Genomic DNA, 21,812 nt, shown 5'->3' on the forward strand with positions numbered 1-21,812 from the left:
GGCCGTGCTCTTCAAATTTATTGCTTATCATCCCCAAAGGAAGCGGCGTAGCGTAGATCGGAAATTGAAATTCTTTGAAAAAATATGGCATCGCGCCGATGTGATCCTCGTGCGCGTGGGTGATGAGAATGCCCTTGATCTTGTTTTTTATCTTGCGAACATAATCGAAGTCGGGGATTAAAATGTCCACGCCGAGCATGCTCTCCTCCGGAAAGCTCATGCCCACATCGACGATGATCGCACTCGTATTGGTCTCAAAAACGGTCATATTCGCGCCGATCTCGCCCAGTCCGCCAAGCGGCGTGATACGCACCGTCTCATCGCTGCGATTAGCGTCTTTAAGCGGGTGCAGGCGCTCCTCGTGGATCAGCTTGTTTTGCGCGATCGCATCGTCCATCGCCTTTTGCCACGGCTCGTTGCCAGTAAGACTTTTTGGCATATTTGAGCGCTTTTTGTGCTTTTTCCTTTTCTGCGAGTCCGAATAGTTCGTATCGTCCGAGGCGTTAGAATTTGCGCCTTTTGCGTTATTGCCGCCCGGTTTTGCGGCACCGTTTAAATTTGCGCCGCCCGCGCCGTTTTCGTTGTTTTTTGGGTATGCGCCTGCGAAATGCGCACCGCTCGCGCCGTTTGAATGCGTAGCATTTAAACCGCCATTTGACGCGCCACCCACAGAATTCGATCCGTTGCGGGAGCCGTTTTTTGAACCCTTTGAACGAGCGGAATTTTGCGCGTTTTTCGCGCCTTTATTTTTGCGGGGGCCGTTTTCATGCTCGCCGCCAAATTCCGCGCCGCCTGCAGAGCCCTCACTCGCGATAGATTTTTTTAGATTTTCCTTGCGTTTTTTGTAGCGATTGCTTTTTTTGAGTCGTTCGACGCCGTTTTCATTTCTGTTTTCTTCCATCTTTTACCTTTAAATTTTTAAAAATTTCTAAAAAAAGGGTGGAATTTAACTCGTGCGCCCGAACTGTGGGCGGAATTTTCAAATTTAAAAAGATCTCTTCGGCTAGGCCTCTATCAAATTTTGCGCTTAAATTTTTAATAAGCGTCTTTCGCGGCGCGCTGAAAGATACACGCAAAAAGCTTTTAAATTTCTCGTATTCATCGAGGTTTTGAAAGCGGTCGCAACTTTTTGCGCCGAGACTATCTGCGTTTTTCTCGACACCGGGTTTGAAATTTTTGCCTTTTACGAGCCGTATCACCGATGAGGTTACCTTCGGCGCAGGCTCGAAACAGCTCGGCTCAACGTCAAACAGAAGCTCGCAACCGCCCGCAAGATCCGCCAGGATCGAAAGAGCGCTAAAATCGCTCTGCCCGGCTTTGGCGCAGAATTTTAAAGCAACCTCCTTTTGGATCATCACCAAAAACCCACTGCATAGCTCATCGTTGATCGCTTGCAAAATCATCTTCGTAGCGACGTAGTAGGGCAAATTTGCGACTAAAAAATATTCGCCGCATTCAAGTCCCCGCTGCTGCCAAATCCGCAAAGCATCGCCCAAAACGAGCTCAAGCTCGCTGCTAGCGATCTGCTGGGCAAATTTAGCGCTTAAAATTTGATATAAATCTTCATCTATCTCGAAACTTTTTAATCTGTAAAATTCCAAAAGCTTGCGAGTTAAATCACCTAAGCCAGCCCCGATTTCAACGACATTCTGTACGCTCTCGGGGATCGCTTGGATGATCTTGCTTAAAACAGCTTCGTCTTTTAAAAAATTTTGCCCGAACTCTTTTTTCGCCCTAATCATCGCGAGAGTCTAGCCAAATTTTACTTATAAAGTCATTATGTTAAGTAAAATTTGGCTAAAATCATAAAAAATTTTATTCCGAAGGGCTGCTTTGAATAGATTTGCAAAACGCATAATCCCATGCCTAGATGTCAAAGACGGGCGCGTGGTAAAGGGCGTAAATTTCGTAGGTCTCGTAGATGCGGGCGATCCGGTCGAGATAGCCAAACGCTACAACGAGGAGGGCGCAGATGAGCTGTGCTTCCTCGACATCACGGCGTCGCACCTTGAGCGCGATACGATCGTAGATGTCGTGGAACGGGTCGCACGCGAACTTTTTATCCCGCTAACCGTGGGTGGCGGTATCCGTACGATAGACGATATCTCGCGTTTGCTAAACGTCGGATGCGACAAAATCAGTCTCAACTCCGCCGCGATAAAAAATCCAAATTTGATAGACGAAGCAGCGAATAAATTCGGCTCGCAGTGCGTCGTAGTCGCGATCGACGCAAAACGAAATTCGAGTGAAATTTCGCGTGGCAATTTATGCGACGTGACTCAGAATTTGAGCAGAATTTCAAGCGGTTCGCAGGATGAAATTTTAACTGGGAACGGCGAGCCTTGCGGCTATAGCGTGTTTATAAACGGCGGCAGGCTGGATACCGGCAGGGACGCGCTTGCTTGGGCGAAAGAAGCTCAGGAGCGCGGCGCGGGCGAAATTTTACTCACGTCGATGGACTGCGACGGCGTTAAAAACGGCTTTGAGTTAAATTTAACGCGGATTTTCAGCGCGCTTGACATCCCCGTGATCGCAAGCGGTGGCGCAGGTAAAATGGAGCACTTTAAGGACGCCTTTTTAGCGGGCGCGGACGCATGCCTGGCGGCGTCGATTTTTCACTTCAGAGAAATCGGAATCAAGGCACTAAAAGCGTATCTGCAGGAGCAAGATATCGAAGTGAGACTGTAAATTTGGTCAGATTTATACCGCAGGGTTGAAACTTAGCCGCCAAAGCGACCAAATAATTAATTTTATTTCAGCCTTTATTATCTTGCAAGTTTTTTTGCAAGTATCGTTTTTGCTTAGATAAAATTTATTCGTTTTAGCCAAATCATAAGCTTTTTTAAATACTTTTCCATCTTCTACCCACCACCTGCACTGCTACCATTATGAAAGGTAAGAGTACAGCTCTCATAGATATTTGCTTAAATTGATTTTAATTTCACCCGATACTTTACGACGAAAAAATTTCAAAATTTAGCCTTAAATTTATCGTCATTTTGCTATGATTAGTGAAAAATAATGAAAGCGTGAATGCGTAAATGATAATCTCTGCCGGACGAAATGAAATTTTTGATTTTGCCCTGCCTATGGGCGTAGGGCTAGTGGATATGAGTATAAATTTGACTAAATTTTTATGCGAAAATAGGCAAAGCTTGCCGAGTGAAATCATTTTCGTGGGTTCTGCAGGGCTATATAAAGAGGGTGAAATTCTAAAAATTTATGAAAGCAGATCGGCTGTAAACTGCGAGATATCGGCGCTTTATGAACTTTCATACTCTCCAATTAACTATGCAATTATAGCTAGGGATTCTGCCGATGTTTCATATGAAACAATAACCAATAGCTCAAATTTTATCACGACCGATAAAAAATCTGCGTTAAAATTCTTTGAGCGAGGTTATTTTTTAGAAAATATGGAATTTTTTGCGGTTCTCAAGGTAGCACAAAAATTTCAAATCCCCGCTTACGGAATTTTTTGTGCGACGAATTTTTGTGATTCAAATGCTCACACGGATTTTTTAAAAAATCACGCCGCTGCAAAAGAAAATTTAACTAAATATCTAAAAACTAAGGCATTAATTTGAAAAATATCTTTGATTTTACAATGAAAGAGCTTGAAAATTTCGTCGAACCGAAATTTAGAGCCAAGCAAATTTACGAATGGATTTACAAAAAGAATGTGGACGACTTTACACAAATGCTAAATCTACCAAAAGAGATCCGTCAAAGCTTAGCTCAAAATTTTTATTTAGATCCACTTGAATGCGTCAGATCCGAAACAAGTAGTGATGGCAGTATCAAATACCTTTTCGCTCTCAAAGACGGCAAGACGATAGAAAGTGTCTTATTGCCGATGAAGGATGAGCTGCGAGACGAAAACGAAAAAATCATAAGACACGCGCGCTACTCAATCTGCGTAAGTTCGCAAGTGGGTTGCAAAATTGGCTGCAGCTTTTGCCTGACAGCAAAAGGTGGCTTCGTACGGAATTTAACTCCAGGCGAGATCGTGGCTCAAATTTGGCTCATCAAGAAAATGAACGCGATCCCGTACGAGCGCCGCGTCAATGTCGTATATATGGGGATGGGCGAACCGCTTAATAACCTAGACAACGTTGCCAAAGCCGTGCAAATTTTAAAAGAAAACGACGGACTCGCAATAGCGCCGCGTCGCCAAACGATAAGTACGAGCGGACTTTCTACGCAGATAAAAAAGCTTGGCGAAATGGATCTTGGCGTGCTGCTTGCAATCTCGCTGCATGCAGTGGATGACGAACTGCGTGAAAAACTAATGCCGATAAATCGCGCCTACAATATTGCATCGATCATGCAGGCGGTGCGCGAGTTCCCAATCGATCTGCGAAAGCGCGTGATGTTTGAATATCTAATGATCGATGGGATAAATGACCGCTCAAGCGATGCCAAAACGCTAGTGAAGCTTCTGCACGGCATTCGCGCAAAAGTAAATCTGATCTATTTTAATCCGCACGAAGGCTCGAGCTTTGGCAGGCCAAGCCCCGAAAACATGGTGAAATTCCAAGACTATCTCTGCGCGCACGGCATTACTTGCACGATCCGCCAGAGCAAGGGGCTAGATATCAGTGCGGCGTGCGGACAGCTCAAACAAAGAAACGAGCAGGGTAAAATTTTAGATCAAAATGGCGTCAATATGGATAAAATTTTAAAAAAATAGAAAAAATTTGGCTAATATTTCCAGATCATAAGGCAAATCGGCAAAAAATTTATAAAGGAGTAGCAATGAACACGCAAAAAATAATGGATGAGATCGGCGTCTTCTTAGACAGATCGCTGCTTAAAAAATCCAAGATTACAAAGGCGGAAATTATCCGCTTTATCGAGGCAAAATGGGCGGGCGACGCCCCAAATATGCTGCGCTGGCTAGGCGAGATGGACAAGCACGCCAGAAGCAATGAAAATCCGCCCTACGTGAGCGATTATTACAAGGGCCAATGCTGCCTCGAGTGCGGCGCGGAGCAGGAGGCGCTTGAGTTTTTGCGCAAAAGCTACGAAGCGAATAGGAGTACCTTTTCACCCGCAGCCCAAAGGCCGCGGAGTTTTTTAATGCACATCTTGCAGAACCTAAAATTTTGCCTAAATTTGAAGATGAAGAATACGAGGACTTTAGTTTTCCGCTGCGGCTGGAGTATTTCGGTAAAGCTTTAGAGCAAGAAGGCGAGTTTTGCTGCACCTTTTTAGATGAGGACGGCGAAGAGACGGACGAGCCAAGCCGCATGCACTCAAACGCAATCGAGTTTTTAAAGCAAAATCAGGAATAAATTTTAACGGGCATCTTAGCTGAAATTTTAAAAAACTACCCAAAATGGCAGGAGATCTACGACTATCCGAGTGAGACGAAAAGCGATTTCATGCCAGGCATCAGCACGCCACACAGGAGCTTAGCGAACTATTGGAGCTGTAAAATATCTATATCCTAGACGACGCAAAATCGGCTTTCAGTTTAGCTACTCGTGGAATATGGAGCACGATTTGGACATTATGACGCGCAAAGGCAAGGTCATAAATATCGGCGAAGCGGAAGTAGCGTTTATGGCTATTTGAATTTAGTTTAAAATTGTTTATTTGAAACTTCGCGTAAGTTGCGAAATTATGACGATTATAGAGCATAAATATGCATTTAGCTACATGCTTTATGGCAATCGGATCCGCGTTTATATAAATTTAGCCGCGTGCGATAGCAGCCAAAAATTATTTTCCTAAATTCTAATTTTATTAGAAGAGATTTTAAAGCAGAATTTTTCAAAGTTCTAAAAGGCCACTCAATAAAATCAAGAATTTAAACCAAAATAAAAGACTTATCAGAATGATAGGTTAACGCGCTGCATGAAAGAAATTTGTCCTAGCGCTATAGATTACGGCAAAGCAAGTAATTGCTGAAATTTTAAAATTTTATGGTATATCGTAAGGCGTAAAAAACTAATAAAATTTAAAAACAAAACGTGCTTACAATAAATGTACGTCTAGGCGCGCCTTATCATCGTAGTAGAATTTATCATCCCACCTTGCGCTTTAGCAAATATAATTAGATTTGACTTATTTGATTTATAACGCACGCTATATTTGACCTTTTAACAAATCTCATTAAAAGCTACACAAAAATTCCAAGAAATTTTATACACACCAAGCTTCTAAATACGCGCACAAAATAAATTCTTATCTTAAAAATTTATCTGATCCGCCAAAGCATCCAGATTTTATTGAGTTACCTAAATTTTACCGATTTTCGCGAGATTATAAAACTCTCTTGCGGCGTCAAATTCGCTTTTTATCTCGTATCGTTCGCCGCCTAGTTCAAAGCGAATTGCATTCGCGTGTAGCAACAATCTCGGCGCTCCCGTCGTTCTGATCCGCTCTGTCTCATCCATCTTTTTATCCAATATCCGCTCCGCTTGCTCGCGCGAAAGCCCATACAGCGGCTCTCCCAATATCGGCGCACCCGCGGCAAATAGATGCAGCCTGATCTGATGCTGCCTACCCGTCAGCGGATAGCACTCGATCAGGCTAGCGTCTATGTCCGAGAAATATCGCAGCGGGCGTATCAGCGTGATCGCCTCCTTACCGTCGCGCGATATTTTCATACGAATTTTAAGATCGGCAAACTCGTCGCTAGGAGCGATCGGAGCATCAATCACAAACCCCTCAAAATCCTTTAAAAATTTCAGTTTCTCGCTAAATTTTGCGTATTTTGCAGGCTCAAATTTTTTCAAATTTACACAGCCCTTAGAAGTAGCTGGCAAAGATTTGGCCGCAGGTAAGGCGCAAGGTTTATGTCCGTTATCCGCGCTACTCATCGCGATAGCGGGTTTAAGCTTATCGCTCACGCCGTAGGATAAAGCATCAAATTCAGATCCGCTGCCAACATCGCCAGCAGGAGCGTCAGATTCAAATTTAGCTTGCATGCCGTCAGATAGAGTATCGCACCATAATCTCCTACTCGCACTATTAGACAAGATATTAAATCCAAATTTATCGCCTGCCCCTTTTAAAGCTCGCATATCGCGCAGATCCGATACGTTATCTGGTAAACTCACAGCATCGTCCGCAAATTTTGATCTGCAAATTTCATACGAACCTAGCGCATAGCAATTCTCTATCTCACCATTGCAAGCAGCACTTTGCAAATCCCCTCGTACGAGCGCTAGATAGCTTTTCATCACCCTACGCTGTTCGAAGCACTCTTTAAGCTCGCGCGCCGCGTCTTTATCCTTGGCGACGATAAGAATTCCGCTGGTTTCTAAATCAAGCCTGTGCGCCACGCACGCGTCCTGCCCGTATAGCGACCAGATCTCGTCATACATATTATAAGGCGAGTTGCGCCCGCTCGGGTGGCTTAAAATTCCACTCGGCTTGTCAAATGCCGCAAACGCATCGCACTCAAAGATCGGCTTCAGTCCGCGCGGCTTGCATTTGTAATCGATCAAAAAAATTTCTCCGTGCGCGACGGAATTTTTATGCAAATTCTGATCCTCTGCATCGGTTACGCGATGCTTGTCACAGATGCGCTGCGCGGATTTCATATCGTATCCGAGGCTAAGCAGAATTTCGTAAATTTTGCGTCCCTCAAAGCTTCCCAAGCTTCTTTTCTCATAACCCATATTAAACTTTCAGCCCCATTTTTATATAATTTTTGCCATCATTATACAAGAAATTCTAACCGAAAGGCTACTAAAATGGTCGAAAGATACGCAAGAAAAGAGATGTCTGAAAAATGGAGCTTGCAAGCCAAATACGACGCGTGGCTAAAAGTCGAGCTCGCGGCGGTTAAAGCGTGGAATAAGCTAGGTCTAATAAGTGACTGCGATAAAGATAAAATTCTACAAAACGCAAGCTTTAGGATCGAGCGGATAGATGAGATCGAAAAGACCACCAAGCACGACGTGATTGCATTTCTAACGAGCGTGAGTGAGAGCCTTGGGCAGGAGAGCCGCTTCGTGCATTACGGCATGACTAGCAGCGATTGCATCGATACCGCCGTCGCGCTACAAATCAAAGAAAGCATGGAGCTTATCATTGAGGATGTGCAAAATTTAAAAGCCGCGATAAAATCTCAAGCCATGAAGCATAAAATGACACTGATGGTCGGGCGCAGCCACGGTATCCACGGCGAGCCGATCACTTTCGGACTCGTGCTTGCGGTCTGGTATGATGAGATAAATCGCGCGCTAGAGCTTTTGCAACACGCAAAAAGCGTCATCAGCTACGGCAAAATAAGCGGTGCGATGGGGAATTTCGCCCACGCTCCACTAGAGCTGGAAGAGCTGGTGTGCGAATATCTAGGGCTAAAGCCCGCTCCCGCGTCCAATCAAGTCATCCAGCGCGATCGCTACGCGCAGGTAATGAGCGCACTTGCGATCCTGGCTTCCAGCTGCGAAAAGATCGCTATCGCAATCCGCCACTATCAACGCACCGAGGTTTATGAGGCGGAGGAATTTTTTAGCCCAGGTCAAAAGGGCAGCTCTGCGATGCCGCACAAACGAAATCCTGTGCTTAGCGAAAACGTAACGGGACTATGCCGTATGATCCGCAGCTTCGCAATACCCGCGATGGAGGACGTAGCGCTATGGCACGAACGCGATATCAGCCATAGCTCGGTCGAGCGATTTATCCTCCCTGATGGCTTTATAACCGCCGATTTTATGCTAAATCGCTTGACGAGCTTGATCGAAAAACTGCTCGTATATCCCGAAAATATGATGAGAAATCTAAATTTAACCGGTGGGCTCGTGTTTTCGCAGCGCGTACTGCTAGAACTGCCTAAACGAGGAGTTAGCAGAGAGGATGCTTATAAAATCGTGCAGCGTAATGCGATGAAGGTCTGGGCGGATCTGCAAGAGGGCAAAAAAGCTATAGATGAGCAAGGGCATAGCCTATTTTTACAAAATCTGCTCGCAGATACAAAGCTGCGAGAAAAGCTAAGCGAAAGCGAGATCAAAGAGTGCTTTGACTACGGATATTACACCAAAAACGTGGACGCGATTTTCGCTAGGGTTTTTGGCAAATAGCAGGCACGAAGACTTGCTATTTTAAAGCTCCGAACGGGCCTACAAAATATAGCGAAGCGGCTAGAAATTTATGTTTGCGCCGAAGCGCTTTAAAAAGAGCGATTGAAATTTTAAAATTTTGATAAAGATAAAATTTTAGTAAAAGCGTAGCGCTTGCGGATTAATCTAGCATCTAAATCCGCACGACAGGCATCCACCACTTTTACTGCGAATTTTTCTACGGTTGCAACTAACCTTAAAATCGTAAAAATTTAATGCTTTAAAACGGTAAAATTCTTAGGTGTAGTAGTTTTAGAATTTTACCGCAAAATTTAAGTGCTAATCCCGAAGATGTAAATGCGAGATTTCCATAAAGCAAAATGGCATTTCTGCGCCGTACTCGAACTGGGGGTCGTGAGATATCCGAAGCAATTATGAAACAAATTTAAAGTGGCAAATGGAGACATTAATAAAATTCCGCTTTTTCAACTTGAGATTTTAACGATTCTTAGAAAAAAGCGGATTGAGTAAAATTTCATAAATTCCATCAATTTAAGAGCTTAGCAGATAGCACTAAAAATAGGAAATTAAGCTTGTGTAATGATATTTTTAAAAATTTTAAAATTTTATACGCGTAAGCGGGTAAAATTTGACGTCTAATATCGGCAGCACCCTTGATTATCATATAATTGCATCCGAATTGCTCGCAAATTTCGGATTAAACAATCCTGCCTGCGATTTGATGTCTAATAATTATTTGGAATTTAAAACGGATGGAGCGGGAGTTCGTTCGCCCCATCCTGCGCTAGCACGTTAGAATTTTTAGAATTTGAAGTTATATCCTAGATATAGCCCGTGGTTGGTTTCATATACTTTATCTAAGTCTTCATCTAGTTTGCTAGCCTTGTATCTCGTATAGTCCGCCTTGTAGCCAAACTCGATCTCGTTATGCTCATCAAAGCTATATAGCCCGCCCAGTCTTGCGCCAATGACCCAACCCGGTGCGGTCTTAGATGCGGAGCCGCTAGTGCCGTCAAAGTCGTTATAAGAATCTTTGTATTTCAAAAACGAAACCCCCGTATATGCGCCCGCTACTAGCCTAAAGCCATTTGTAATCTCAGGCGTAAAATCCCCACCTACTAGCAGGCTATGTTTGCTCCACTCGTGCTTGAAATTTCCATATTCATCACTGCCGCTTTTTGAAGTCTTGAAATCATACATATACTCGCCGTATACCCTAGCTATGTCAAAATCATAGCCGCCTTTAAAACCTATCGCAGCTTGCCCTTTACTGTCTTTATCTGTATCCGAATAATCCTCGTCCGTCCACTTAGAAGTAATGCTAGATTTAAATGAATAATCTCCCTCGATGCCTAAAAGTAAACCCTCGCTAGAGCCTACGCTAACGCAAGCCGCAGCGGCAAACGCCGCGATTAAAATTTTGTTTTTCATATTTTCTCCTTACAATTTATGATTTCAAGGCTTCTCGCCACAGCCGCTCTTACCGTTTTATAACTTACGATCTTTGAGCCTCCTCCACCGGATTCGCTTACAAATCCGTTTAAAATTTGTTGATTATAATAGCCCCCCCCACTTAAATTTCGATAAATTTTTGAGGTAAGACGCAGAATTTTATCTCACTCGCCTTGCATAAAATTTTATCTCGTTTGCTAAGGACAGAATTCTATCTCGATTGCCTAGATGAAATTCGACGAAATTCTACACCGCCTCCCTTGAGCAGTTAGCAAATTTAAATGCCGGGTGTCATTAAAAAATAATCTGTGATGAAATTTAAAGCGCTTACTTAGTTGTTCGTTTTTATCTATAATTTAAAATTTACACACGAGATAAGTGCCATGTTACCGATAGTAACTGCACTTTTAAAAATTTAAGACGATTTGATTTGGAATTTATAAAATTCCCGCCTCATTTTTGTATCATAAGCCAAATCCAAAAAAGGAGTATCTATGGAAGAACACAAAGTGGAGTTACGCAACTCCCGCTTACAAGGGCCGCTAGACTCAGACGTAGACGAGCTGGGTTTAGACAGGCTCACCGACACCGTGCCGTTTCCTAAGCGCGGCGTCATCATTATGGCGATTGCCGCTGCAGTGGGCTTTGCTCTATATGCCGCGTTACCATTTGAGCCCAATGTCAAAAAAGGCCTTGCGCTGCTTGCTTTTATCGCGATTATGTGGCTTACAGAGGCCGTGCATATCACGGTAACCGCACTTATGGTGCCAGTGCTTGCGGTAGCTATCGGACTTGGTAAATTCGCTAAAGATGGCACTTTCACGGCTGCCACCATCAAAAGCACGCTTGCAAATTTTGCAAACCCTACGATCTTTACCTTTTTCGGCGGTTTTGCTCTGGCAACGGCTCTGCATATGCAAAAGCTCGATAAAAAGATCGCGATGTGGCTAATCGCCCGCGCAGGCGGTCGCTTGGGTGTAGCTGCGATTTTAATCTGCCTTGCTACGGCGATCCTTTCGATGTGGGTTTCAAACACCGCAACTGCTGCGATGATGCTTCCGATCGCGCTTGGAATTTGCGCCAACATGGACGAGAGCAAAGATCGCGGCACGCTTGTGTTTTTGCTTTTAGGCATCGCGTATTCTGCAAGCATCGGAGGTCTGGGCACGCTCGTGGGATCTCCGCCAAATTTAATCGTGGCTCAAGCCTTGCACTACAGCTTCGCGGACTGGATGAAGGTAGGTTTGCCGCTAATGTGCGTGATGCTACCGATAATGCTTGTGGTGCTTTATATAATTTTCAAGCCGAATTTAAGCCATAAAATAGAGATGGATCTGGAGCATATCCCTTGGACGCGCGAGCGCATTATTACTATCGTCGTATTTGCTCTAACAGCGCTTGGCTGGATATTTTCAAAGCAAATTTCAGCCCTTGTGGGCTTTAAAGTGGACGATGCTTACGTCGCTATCTGCTCGGCAGTCGTAATCGTCATACTAGGACTTGCCAAGTGGCACGACATCGCCGAAAATACCGAGTGGGGCGTATTGCTACTTTTCGGCGGCGGACTTACTCTAAGTGCTGTTTTGGGCGATTCGGGAGCCTCTAAGGTACTGGGCGATCTAGTCGCGCACACTTTCGGCGGAGCACCTACCTACGTAATACTGCTTGTAACAGCGATCTTTATCATCTGCCTAACGGAATTTACCAGCAATACCGCCTCTGCTGCGCTTTTAGTGCCTGTGTTTGCGGGAGTAGCGGCTCAGATGGGGCTACCGAAAGAAACTCTTACGATTATCATCGGCGTAGGCGCGAGCTGCGCTTTCGTAATGCCGGTAGCGACGCCGCCGAATGCTTTGGTTTTCGGCACGGGACGTATCCGTCAGATAGAGATGGTGCGAAGCGGCGGAATTTTAGCAGTGGTTTCTGCGATTTTAGTTTCGGGTTACGCGTATATTTTTTACTCGTAAAATTCCGTCAAAATTCTATAGTCCGGGTATCTACTCGGACTAAATATATTTATGAGATATATTTTTAAACTCCTAAATTTTCGGAATCTTTATAAAAAAATTCTAATTTAATACTATTTTAATCAGTTATCTGTATAATACGCATATCTTACGGAAAGAAGAATTTATGGATTTTGATTTTATAGCCAAATTTAGCCCGATGTTCGTAAAGGCGGGTATTTTAACGCTGAAGCTCGCATTTTACGGGATTCTACTATCCATCATCATCGGCTTTATCTGCACGCTAATAAAATATAAAAGGGTACCTCTGCTAAGTCCGCTTGTAAACGCATATATCGAGCTATCTCGCAACACTCCGCTTTTAATTCAGCTATTTTTTCTATACTACGGCCTGCCGAAGCTAGGCATTCAAATTTCAGGCTTTACCTGCGCGATTGTAGGTCTTGCGTTTTTGGGCGGAAGCTATATGAGCGAGAGCTTTAGGCTTGGTTTTGAGGCGATAAAAAAATCCCAGATTGAAAGCGCGATGAGCCTCGGTCTTAGCGAAGCACAGATAGTGTTTTACGTCGTGCTGCCGCGCGCTTTTGCGATCGCCCTACCCTCCATCAGCGCAAACATAATCTTTCTGCTTAAAGAAACCTCGATCGTTAGCATCGTAGCACTCGCCGATCTCGTTTATGCCGCAAAGGACGTGATCGGATTGTATTACAAGACGAACGAGGCGCTATTTATGTTAAGCATTTCGTATCTGATCATAATCCTGCCGCTTTCGCTCGCGCTTACGCTGCTTGAAAAGCGCCTTGCGTATATGAGAGGCTAGCGATGGAACTATTCAGCGGCGAAAATTTAATCAGGCTTCTTGGCGGGCTCGGGGTCACGCTGCAAATCGCGCTCATTTCAATCGCGGTTTCGCTCGCTCTAGGCTTGGTACTTGGAATTTTAATGGCCTCTGGGCGCAGAGCCTTATACATCCCGCTTAAAATTTGCCTAGAGATCGTGCGTATCATGCCGCCCATCGTTTGGCTATTTATCGTGTATTTCGGCGCGAGTAAGGCATTTGGCATCCACATCTCAAATATCGCGGCTTCGATCATCGTCTTTAGCATCTGGGGCGTTTTTGAGATGATGGATCTAGTGCGCGGCGCCGTACTTAGCATACCCAAGCATCAGTTCGAAAGCGCCGAAGCGCTCGCATTTAGCAGATCTCAAATTTATCTCTACGTCATCCTGCCGCTTGCGATGAGGCGCCTGGTGCCCGCAACGATAAATTTATTCAGCAGGATGATAAAAACAACCTCGATCGCCGTACTAATCGGCGTCATAGAGCTCGTCAAGGTCGGACAGCAGATCATCGAAGTGAATGTCTTCCGCGACAATTACGCGCCGCTAATCATCTACGGAGCGATATTTTTCGTATATTTTTTGATCTGCTATCCGATCTCGGCGCTTTCGAAAAAACTAGAAAACAGGTGGAGCTGATGGAAATTTTAAAAATCGACAAAGTTAATAAATTTTATGGCGAGCTGCACGCGCTAAAGGACGTCAGTCTTAGCGTCGCGCAGGGCGAGGTCGTTGTGATCTTAGGCCCTAGCGGCTGTGGAAAAAGCACCCTACTTCGCACGATCAACGGGTTAGAGCCGGTACAAAGCGGAAATTTTATAATCGAGGGCGAGCGGATCGATCAAAATTTTAAAGAGTGGCGCAGAATTCGTCAAAAGATCGGCATGGTCTTTCAAAGCTACGAGCTCTTCGACCACTTAAATGTGCTACATAATATAATCCTAGGTCCCGTGAAAGTCCAAGGCGTACCGCGCGAGCAAGCTGTAGAGCTAGCCAGGCATTGGCTCAAAATCGTAGGACTAGAAAATAAAGAGCGAGCCTACCCCAAAGAGCTTAGCGGCGGGCAGAAGCAACGCATCGCGATCGTGCGAAGCCTGGTGATGAAGCCGAAGATCATGCTTTTTGACGAGGTTACCGCAGCACTTGATCCCGAGATCGTGCGCGAGGTGCTCGACGTAATGCTAAATCTCGCCAAAGAGGGACAGACGATGCTAATCGTAACGCACGAGATGGGCTTTGCGCGCGCCGTAGCCGATCGCATAGTTTTTATGGATGAGGGAAGCATCGTGGAGATTAACGAGCCGGAGGCGTTCTTTACCACGCCGAAGAGCGAGCGCGCGAAGAAATTTTTAAATATGTTCGAATTTAAAAAATAAATTTTAATAAAGGAGAAAAGATGAAAAAAACGCTAAGCACGCTTTTTATCTTAGGTGCGTTATTTTTCGCAGGTTGCAACGACGAGGGCAAAGGCTCCTCAAATTCCGCGCAAAGTTCCGCCGCGCCGCAAAGTTATATCGACGGGATTAAAAAGCGCGGTGTAGTAAAGATCGCGGTTTTCGGCGATAAGCCGCCGTTTGGTTATATCGACGAGACGGGTAAAAACGCGGGATATGACGTGTATTTTGCAAAACGCATCGCAAAGGAGCTCTTAGGCGATGAGAGCAAGGTGCAGTTCGTGCTCGTAGAGGCCGCCAATCGCGCGGAATTTTTGGCGTCGGATAAGGTCGATATCACGCTTGCAAATTTTACCGTCACGCCGGAGCGTAAGGAGGTCGTGGATTTCACACTGCCGTATATGAAGGTAGCCCTCGGCGTTGCAAGCCCAAATGGCGATATCACCGATGTTTCACAGCTTAAGGATAAAACGCTTTTAATCAACAAAGGCACGACCGCGGATCTGTATTTTACGAAAAACCATCCCGAGATCAAGCTTTTAAAATTTGACCAAAATACTGAGACTTTCGGTGCGATGCTGGACGGCAGGGGCGATGCGATCGCGCATGATAATACGCTTTTGTTTGCATGGACGAAATCGAACCCGGGCTTTAAAGTGGGTATCCGCTCGCTGGGCGATCAGGACGTCATCGCGCCTGCGGTCAAAAAGGGCAACGACGAGCTTCGCAAATGGCTTGACGATCTAATCGTGAAACTCGCGGACGAGAAATTTTTCCACGCCGACTACGACGCGACGCTAGCGCCTGTTTACGGCGACGACATCAAGGCTGATGACGTCGTAATCGAGGGCGGGAAGCTATAAATTTAGATTCGCCGTCTAGTTTAGCGGGGCAATCTTACTAAGCCCCGCAAGCTCGCAGCGACGCTGGCGTTGTAGCTTTACCAAAACGGCGTCCATAAACGCCCATAGGCGGCGAGCGCTTTTATAAGCTAGCTAAATTTATCGATCTAGCGGCAAAGTTTTGCTCTCGCACGACAAATTTAGCCGAGCCAAAATGCAGCCTAGCGCGGATCGTCGCGGCAAAATTTAAGTCGCGCGCGGCGGCATAAAATTTCAAGCGATAGTAGAATTCTAACACAAACTGCTCGTGCGATAAAAATTTATATCGCACGAGCAGTGATAAATCGCGAGCGGCCGCTCGCTAACGGAGCGGGAATTTATAAAATTTATCGGCTCAAAGCGACTTGTAAATTTGCGCGCGGGCTAAATTTCCGTACCGATCTAAAAGCCAAGCGCATAAGCCGCGCAACGCATACATTTCCACATTCAGCTACACAGCGCATTTGTACCGCTAAGCCTACGATCCCGCGCGCTTTGTCTGCATATCTGTGTGTCGCCAGAGCCGTATGCAGCAGCAGCCTCCGTCATACTCCACAGCGCCACCGCCTGCCTCATTCGCTCCAAATTTTACGGTTCAAATTTAGCTCGCTCACGATGCCTACAAGCGCGCCGATCTCATCTACGTAAAGCTCTATCGTGGCGTCCTGCTTTAGCGAGCAGTCGATTCTAGGCTCGAAATTATCGCGCCAGGTCTCGATCGCCACGTAAATTTTATCCTCCCTTAGCACCGCGTTTATCTGCGAGCCCAGTCTTAGATAAACCTCCGTCAGTCGCTGCATCAAAAGCGGTGTCAGAGCGTATCTCGCACCCACCTGATCGGTCGTATAGACGTCGAAAAATTCCTCAAATTTCACGTCGTCCATATTCGCTCGCTGCCCGTATCTGCGCAGATTTCGCGAGTTTTTGTGACACACCCGCACCTCGCAGTTAAGCCTTTTGTGAAAGTCCGCGACGAAAAGCACTCCGTGAAATTTTACGTCAGTGCGAGTGCCATTTTTGGTGCGCACCTTTTCGGCGGCGTAAAAGTCGCTAAAGCTAACGCGCACGCCCTGTACCTCCCCGCTCATCATATCCTCGCTCGATTGTTCGTTTATGTAACAGTCGTAAATTTCAAAAAACTCATCCGTCCCCAGCCCGCCGCTTTCGTCGTAGCTAAGCCCGAAGCTTTTTACGATGCTCGCGACAATCCTGCTTTTGAAATTTGATCTGAAATTTCGTCTTTTGCTCGCCGTCAAAAAAGCGCTCACGACGCCATAAACGGAGATGCCGAAAAATACGCCGGGTGCCACTTCGTCCCAAAAGCGCGCCACCAGTGCGCCCACGCCAGTCCCTACGACAGCGGCGATGATGTTGGCCTTTTTCACCGCTTTTTGCAGCGCCGCGCGCTCATCTTCTAGGCTCTGCAGATCGGCTAGAAAGTTAAATTTTGACTGAGTTGCGCCGTCTTTTTCGCTCCCGCCCTCACCTTCGGCGGCTTTGGGCTCAAACCTCTCGTAAATAGCGCTCTCGCGGCTATCACTGCTTTCGTAGCTACCGCCCTCGCCTATTTCAGCTTTTAATACCCGCCCCTCTTTCGCATCGGTGTTTAAAATTTGCCCATTTTGTGCTACACCCTACCCTAACGCGCCTGTATCTTGCGCCGTATCAAAGCCGCTAAATTTATCAAAATTTGCGCGCTGCGTGCCGCCGTTTTTGCCAAAGCTTAAGCTGTAAAATAGGCGGTAGAGCAGCCCATTTAAGAGGGGAAAGATGATGAAAAGCGCGATTATAAGCCAGTTTGTATCAAACGAGACGAGCTCCGCCCTGGTATTCAAAAACAGGTAAAGCCCGAGCAGCAGCAGGGTTATCAAAAATGAGACGAGCTTACTAATGCGCGCGAGCTTTTCGTGCCGTTTTTCAAGTAGATAAAGCTCCTCCAGATCGCTGTTTCTATCCATAATCCGCCTTTTGTAGCGCATTTAAGCGCCGGTTTTTGCCGCGCAAATGTTTAAATTTAACCGCGCGCCGCCGCCTGATCGTCGCTAAATTTAGCGCAAAGCTCGCGCCCTGCCGCAAAATTTTAAAATTTGCTCCGCCGCTTTAAATTTAGCCGCTGTAAAATTTTAAATTTCGTCCTTGCCGCGCCGCAGTTCGTTTAATGCAGACAAATCTTTAGCGCCTCTTTCAGCCGCCCTAGCCCGTCTTTTAGCAGCGCCCTAGATGTCGCGATATTTAGGCGCAAAAATTTCTCGCCGCCCTTGCCGTATTGCGCGCCGCAGGAGAGATACAGCCCCGTTTTTTCGCGGATGAAGTGCGCAAGCTCCGCGCTATCCTGCGTGTAAGCGCCCGCATCGAGCCACATAAGATAGGTCGCATCTTGCGGCACGACGCGCACCTGCGGAAGCTCACGCGCGATAAATTCCGTCGCAAATTTACGATTTTCGCTGAGGTATTCGCGCAGCGCGTCCAGCCACGCCGCACCCTTCGTAAATGCGGCGATCACTCCTTGGACGCCGAAAAAATTCGGCTCGGCGATGTCGTCGGAATTTAACGCCTTTGAAATTTTATGACGCAAGCGTTTATCCGCGGCAAAGACCGCCGCGCTTTGTAGCCCCGCGATATTAAACGCCTTGGTTGGCGCGATTATGCTAGCCGAGATCCTCTCGCAGCTCTTGCTTGCCGCGGCAAATGGCGTGTAACGCACGCCGGGCTCGGTCAGATCGCAATGCACCTCATCGCTAAGCACCGTCACGCCGTGCTTCTCGCACAGCTCGCCGATACGGGCAAGGTCATCCCTGCTAAAAGTGCGGCCGACCGGATTGTGCGGGTTGCAAAGGATAAAAAGCGTCGTCTGCGGATCGGCTAGCTTAGTCTGTAGATCCTCCCAATCGATGCTATAATCGCCGTTAGCGTAGGCAAGCTCGTTTTGCAACGGCACGCGGGCGGCGTTTTTAATGCAGTAATAAAAGCAGTTATAAACCGGGCTCATCAGTAGCACGTTTTCGGCGGGCGAGGTGAGCTTGCGGATGATCGAATCGATCGCAGGCAGCGTGCCGCCGGCATAGATCAGCCACTCCTTTTGGATTTCATAATCGTGTCGCGCAAGCCACCAGCCTTGATACGCGCTGCGCCACTCATCATCGACAAGCGAATAGCCTAAAACCCGCTCGTTTAGCCGCTTTTGCAGAGCCTCGATGATCTCGGGCGCGACGGCAAAGTCCATATCCGCGACCCACATCGGAAGCTCATTCTCGCCTACGTCCCATTTAAGCGACTTCGTGCCGCGGCGGTTCGGCAACGCGTCGAAGTCGTATTTCTCCTTGCCGAAGGTAAAATCAAAAAGTCCCATCTTACGCCCTTAACTCAGTAATGATTTCAGTTTTAGACGCATCCGTTGCGCCGTCTAGGATCAGCTCGCCGATGCTTGCCGCACGGATTAGCCCGCTGCTTGGATTTTTGACGCTATCGATCGCGCCTTTTATCTCGGCATGCACATCGCTGTATTCAAACGCCAGCGTCGTATTTATGAGCTCACAGTCTTGCAAGCGTAAATTTTGCATATAGCAAAAGCCCTGCAGGCTCTCGATCTTGCAATTTTTAAGCGTTACGTTTTTGGAATTCCACCCGAAGTACTCGCCCGCGATGAAGCAGTCCTCGATGAGGATATTTTCGCAGTTCCAAAACGCATCTTTGGAGAGGAGCTTGGAGTTTTTGATTGTTACGTTTTTGCAGCCGTCGAAGCAGTAATCCCCGAAGAGCGATAGATTTTCGATGCTTAAGCTTTCGCAATCAAGCCCGAAATACGCGCCCTTTGCGGTGACGTTTTTTAGCGTGACGTCGCTGCAGTGCCACAAAGTCTCCTGCGCGTCGTGGAATTCTACGTTTTGAAGCGCGGCGTCTTTTACGCGGCGAAGCCCCTTGGGCGCGCCGTAGAGGCAGTCTTTTAGCACCACGCCGCGGCTATACCAGATCCCTGCGCGCGCGACCTCGTCAAAGAAGCAGTCCTGCACGCGGATATTTTCGGCGTACCAAAACGGATATTTCCACTCAAATTTACAGTTTTGCGCGACGATATTTGCGCTGTGCTTTAGCGGCGACTCGCCCTCGCCGAAGACGGAATTTTCGATCCGCAGATCCTTTGCGCCGAACAGCGCGCGCTCGCCGCTAAAGTGCTTTTGTTTTAATATTTGCATGGCTTTCCTTAGATTTAAAATTTGCTTCAGATTATACAAGGAATTTCAAAATTCCGCATAGATTAGGCGTATGAAACGCAAGCGAATTTTAAAAATTTTAAAATTTAAAGGCGGCGAGGGGCTAAATTTGACGCGCCTCGGTAGTGATTACGAAACATATGCGGCGAATGCGCGGCAAATAGCCGCGCGCCTATAAGTCAATGGTGTGCGTGCAAAATGCCCATAAGCGCGTCAGGTAGCCACGGCTAGCCGCGTATTTACGCAGGCATCTGTATCTGCTCGCGACGCGTGTCGCTCGAAAGATACATAAAATTTATCGCAAGCGGCGCTTTAAAATTTGTAAAATTTTCTACAATCAACGTGCAAGTTCCTCTAAAGCGTCGTGTCTGAAAAAGCGTAAATTTTACCCCGCGCATAAACGGGATGCGTCTAATGCTCGTGATGATGCAAGTGCGTGTCTTCGCCGCGGTCTCGATCTGTAGCGCGCTTTCGCAGATCAAAATACACAAAAAGCCCGCTAGGCTCGCCATCCTCGTAAATTTCAAGTTTGTAGCGCATTACGGCGTGCGTGCACACTGCAACATCAAGCGTCGCTTCATAGCCGTCTGCGCTGCGCTTTAGCGGGAATTCCGCATTGCCCATATTCATACTCACACCCGAAATTTTAACGCTCGGATTTTTCAGCTCACGCGAAATTCCGCTTATTTTTAGCTCGTTTGCTCCCGCTTCGATCGGATGGCGTGCCACGCTAAAGAGCGCCTTCTGCCCGCCCGCGTTAGTCTCGCAATCCTGTGCGGCTAGATTGCAGCCCAGACGCGTCCTTATGTCCTTAAATAATGCATCGCTCTCATCCGCGCCAAATCCCAAAGTAGCGGCGAAAATCAAGCTAAAATGTAGAGCCTTTATCATTATGATCCTTTGTAAATGAAATTTGTGCGCAATTTTAGCAGAAAATTCCGCGCCTATTAAAAATATTTATTAAAATTTTAGCTAAAATAACGATATCTTTTACGAAAGGATGAAAAATGGCTGAGTTTTTAATCAAAGACGCCAAGGACGGCTGCAAATTCGATCTACTTTATGACGGGCACGTACTGTGCACCTCCGAGGTTTACACGAGCAAGGCCGCTTGCAAAAACGGCATCGAAAGCGTCGCAAAAAACGCCGCACTAAATAAGATCGAGGATCAAATCGCGGGCGGCGAAAAGCTAAACAATCCAAAATTTGAGCTTTACACCGATAAAGCAGACAAGGTTCGCTTTCGCCTAACGGCTAGTAACGGACAGATCATCGCCGTTAGCAAAGATTTTGAAGCTAAAGCGGACGCCCTAAAAGTAATAGAGCTTATCGTAAAACAGGCCCCAAAAGCCAAGATCAAGGAGGCGTAAATGGACATAAACGGACTTGTAAATATGGTCTCTGCGCTTAAAAGCGACGATAAAAATTTAAGAGAATTTCAAAGCGGCCCTGTCGCTTTTATCGAGAAATTTCTAGGCGTGGATCTGCCCGACGATCAGATAAATGCGATAATTGCGGGCATCAGCTCAAATTTCTTAAGCAAAAACGAAAGCGGCGGATCTGGCTCGCTAGGCTCGATGCTGGGTGGACTTTTGGGCGGCGTCGAGGACGTGCAAGCAAACGCTGTCGATAGCAAAGGGGTGGATTTTAGCGCGCTGATCGGCAAAATCGCAAGCGCCAAGCTCGACCTAAACGGCGACGGCAAAGTCGATATCAACGACGCAAGTAGCTTTTTGAGCGATCTTTTAGGAGGCGGCGCAAACGGCGAAGGCAAGGGGCTAAATTTAGGCAGCCTGCTAAAAACGTTTAAAATTTAAACGCAGCCAAATTTCAAACGCAGGTCGGATTTTGCGCGACTATGCTTAAATTTGCGCGCGTTATTTTAATCCGTGCCTGCACCGTTTAACGCTCGCGTGAAGGGTTAAATTTACGCTGCATTGCGCGCAAAAACCTCGCGCTTAATTAAGGCGGACTCAAATTTAAAGCAAAAGCCCGTTTCGCCTTTGCAGCGTTTTGTTTATGGCAC

General features: G+C 46.5%; 23 protein-coding genes. 13 read left to right on the plus strand and 10 right to left on the minus strand.

The genetic code is table 11. The features are described from left to right. A partial coding sequence (locus tag Q0101_RS07455; protein WP_297943850.1) for an MBL fold metallo-hydrolase occupies positions 1 to 901 on the minus strand: 901 nt, incomplete at its 3' end. Next, positions 882 to 1,742, minus strand: coding sequence for a 16S rRNA (adenine(1518)-N(6)/adenine(1519)-N(6))-dimethyltransferase RsmA (rsmA, locus tag Q0101_RS07460; RefSeq protein ID WP_297943853.1), 861 nt, complete (start codon positions 1,740 to 1,742; stop codon positions 882 to 884). The genes Q0101_RS07455 and rsmA, both read right to left, overlap by 20 nt. A gap of 91 nt (positions 1,743 to 1,833) precedes the next feature. Here rsmA and hisF point away from each other — a divergent pair, with 91 nt between their 5' ends. From hisF to Q0101_RS07480, 4 genes are all read left to right on the plus strand, one after another. Continuing rightward, positions 1,834 to 2,688, plus strand: a complete 855-nt coding sequence (hisF, locus tag Q0101_RS07465; protein ID WP_297943857.1) for an imidazole glycerol phosphate synthase subunit HisF — start codon at positions 1,834 to 1,836, stop codon at positions 2,686 to 2,688. Between the two features lie 353 nt (positions 2,689 to 3,041). Next, on the plus strand, positions 3,042 to 3,587 hold the full coding sequence (locus Q0101_RS07470) for a purine-nucleoside phosphorylase (protein WP_297943860.1): 546 nt from the start codon (positions 3,042 to 3,044) through the stop codon (positions 3,585 to 3,587). Beyond that, complete coding sequence (gene rlmN, locus Q0101_RS07475) at positions 3,584 to 4,693, plus strand: 23S rRNA (adenine(2503)-C(2))-methyltransferase RlmN (protein ID WP_297943863.1); 1,110 nt, start codon at positions 3,584 to 3,586, stop codon at positions 4,691 to 4,693. The genes Q0101_RS07470 and rlmN overlap by 4 nt, the downstream gene beginning before the upstream one ends. 65 nt (positions 4,694 to 4,758) lie before the next feature. After that, positions 4,759 to 5,184, plus strand: a complete 426-nt coding sequence (locus tag Q0101_RS07480) for a hypothetical protein (RefSeq protein WP_297943866.1) — start codon at positions 4,759 to 4,761, stop codon at positions 5,182 to 5,184. 1,061 nt (positions 5,185 to 6,245) lie between these two features. Here the strand turns inward: Q0101_RS07480 and Q0101_RS07485 are convergent. After that, positions 6,246 to 7,634 carry an RluA family pseudouridine synthase gene (locus tag Q0101_RS07485; protein WP_297943869.1) on the minus strand — a complete coding sequence of 463 codons (1,389 nt, stop codon included), beginning with the start codon at positions 7,632 to 7,634 and terminating at the stop codon, positions 6,246 to 6,248. Positions 7,635 to 7,709: 75 nt separating this feature from the next. Between Q0101_RS07485 and purB the strand changes: the two genes are divergently transcribed. Next, the gene (gene purB / locus Q0101_RS07490; RefSeq protein ID WP_297882648.1) at positions 7,710 to 9,041 is read left to right on the plus strand and encodes an adenylosuccinate lyase; all 1,332 of its coding nucleotides are present in this window, start codon (positions 7,710 to 7,712) and stop codon (positions 9,039 to 9,041) included. A gap of 801 nt (positions 9,042 to 9,842) precedes the next feature. On the opposite strand, the gene Q0101_RS07495 is transcribed toward purB, so the two are convergent. Beyond that, on the minus strand, positions 9,843 to 10,472 hold the full coding sequence (locus Q0101_RS07495) for a hypothetical protein (protein WP_297943872.1): 630 nt from the start codon (positions 10,470 to 10,472) through the stop codon (positions 9,843 to 9,845). 641 nt (positions 10,473 to 11,113) lie between these two features. Between Q0101_RS07495 and Q0101_RS07500 the strand changes: the two genes are divergently transcribed. From Q0101_RS07500 to Q0101_RS07520, 5 genes are all read left to right on the plus strand, one after another. After that, positions 11,114 to 12,460, plus strand: a complete 1,347-nt coding sequence (locus Q0101_RS07500; RefSeq protein WP_297943958.1) for a DASS family sodium-coupled anion symporter — start codon at positions 11,114 to 11,116, stop codon at positions 12,458 to 12,460. Positions 12,461 to 12,626: 166 nt separating this feature from the next. Then, a complete protein-coding gene (locus tag Q0101_RS07505) occupies positions 12,627 to 13,280 on the plus strand; it encodes an amino acid ABC transporter permease (protein ID WP_297943875.1) in 654 nt (217 codons plus the stop codon). Positions 13,281 to 13,282: 2 nt separating this feature from the next. After that, positions 13,283 to 13,939 (plus strand): amino acid ABC transporter permease, encoded by a 657-nt coding sequence (locus tag Q0101_RS07510; RefSeq protein ID WP_297943878.1) that lies wholly within the window; start codon positions 13,283 to 13,285, stop codon positions 13,937 to 13,939. Then, positions 13,939 to 14,676: an amino acid ABC transporter ATP-binding protein gene (locus Q0101_RS07515; RefSeq protein ID WP_297943880.1), complete on the plus strand. Its 738-nt coding sequence runs from the start codon at positions 13,939 to 13,941 to the stop codon at positions 14,674 to 14,676. The genes Q0101_RS07510 and Q0101_RS07515 overlap by 1 nt, the downstream gene beginning before the upstream one ends. A 20-nt stretch (positions 14,677 to 14,696) precedes the next feature. Further along, positions 14,697 to 15,557: a cysteine ABC transporter substrate-binding protein gene (locus Q0101_RS07520; RefSeq protein WP_297943884.1), complete on the plus strand. Its 861-nt coding sequence runs from the start codon at positions 14,697 to 14,699 to the stop codon at positions 15,555 to 15,557. 465 nt (positions 15,558 to 16,022) lie between these two features. On the opposite strand, the gene Q0101_RS07525 is transcribed toward Q0101_RS07520, so the two are convergent. From Q0101_RS07525 to Q0101_RS07545, 5 genes are all read right to left on the minus strand, one after another. After that, a complete protein-coding gene (locus Q0101_RS07525) occupies positions 16,023 to 16,151 on the minus strand; it encodes a hypothetical protein (protein WP_297943887.1) in 129 nt (42 codons plus the stop codon). Then, positions 16,148 to 16,960 (minus strand): DUF3137 domain-containing protein, encoded by an 813-nt coding sequence (locus tag Q0101_RS07530; RefSeq protein WP_297943890.1) that lies wholly within the window; start codon positions 16,958 to 16,960, stop codon positions 16,148 to 16,150. Before Q0101_RS07530 ends, Q0101_RS07525 begins: the two co-directional genes overlap by 4 nt. Before the next feature lie 249 nt (positions 16,961 to 17,209). Continuing rightward, positions 17,210 to 17,533 (minus strand): hypothetical protein, encoded by a 324-nt coding sequence (locus Q0101_RS07535; protein WP_297943892.1) that lies wholly within the window; start codon positions 17,531 to 17,533, stop codon positions 17,210 to 17,212. Positions 17,534 to 17,730: 197 nt separating this feature from the next. After that, positions 17,731 to 18,924, minus strand: coding sequence for a MalY/PatB family protein (locus tag Q0101_RS07540; protein WP_297943895.1), 1,194 nt, complete (start codon positions 18,922 to 18,924; stop codon positions 17,731 to 17,733). Position 18,925: 1 nt separating this feature from the next. Next, the gene (locus Q0101_RS07545; RefSeq protein WP_297943898.1) at positions 18,926 to 19,768 is read right to left on the minus strand and encodes a DUF3737 family protein; all 843 of its coding nucleotides are present in this window, start codon (positions 19,766 to 19,768) and stop codon (positions 18,926 to 18,928) included. Positions 19,769 to 19,838: 70 nt separating this feature from the next. Between Q0101_RS07545 and Q0101_RS07550 the strand changes: the two genes are divergently transcribed. Continuing rightward, positions 19,839 to 19,964: a hypothetical protein gene (locus Q0101_RS07550; RefSeq protein ID WP_297943901.1), complete on the plus strand. Its 126-nt coding sequence runs from the start codon at positions 19,839 to 19,841 to the stop codon at positions 19,962 to 19,964. A gap of 233 nt (positions 19,965 to 20,197) precedes the next feature. Here the strand turns inward: Q0101_RS07550 and Q0101_RS07555 are convergent, their stop codons facing one another. Further along, on the minus strand, positions 20,198 to 20,677 hold the full coding sequence (locus Q0101_RS07555) for a hypothetical protein (protein ID WP_297943905.1): 480 nt from the start codon (positions 20,675 to 20,677) through the stop codon (positions 20,198 to 20,200). Between the two features lie 116 nt (positions 20,678 to 20,793). Here Q0101_RS07555 and Q0101_RS07560 point away from each other — a divergent pair, with 116 nt between their 5' ends. Together Q0101_RS07560 and Q0101_RS07565 are read left to right on the plus strand one after the other, a co-directional pair. Continuing rightward, positions 20,794 to 21,156, plus strand: coding sequence for a DUF1508 domain-containing protein (locus Q0101_RS07560; RefSeq protein WP_297921438.1), 363 nt, complete (start codon positions 20,794 to 20,796; stop codon positions 21,154 to 21,156). Further along, on the plus strand, positions 21,157 to 21,603 hold the full coding sequence (locus Q0101_RS07565; protein WP_297943907.1) for a hypothetical protein: 447 nt from the start codon (positions 21,157 to 21,159) through the stop codon (positions 21,601 to 21,603). Positions 21,604 to 21,812 lie beyond the last annotated feature (209 nt).

The organism is uncultured Campylobacter sp. (assembly GCF_937921625.1).
Taxonomy (GTDB): domain Bacteria; phylum Campylobacterota; class Campylobacteria; order Campylobacterales; family Campylobacteraceae; genus Campylobacter_B.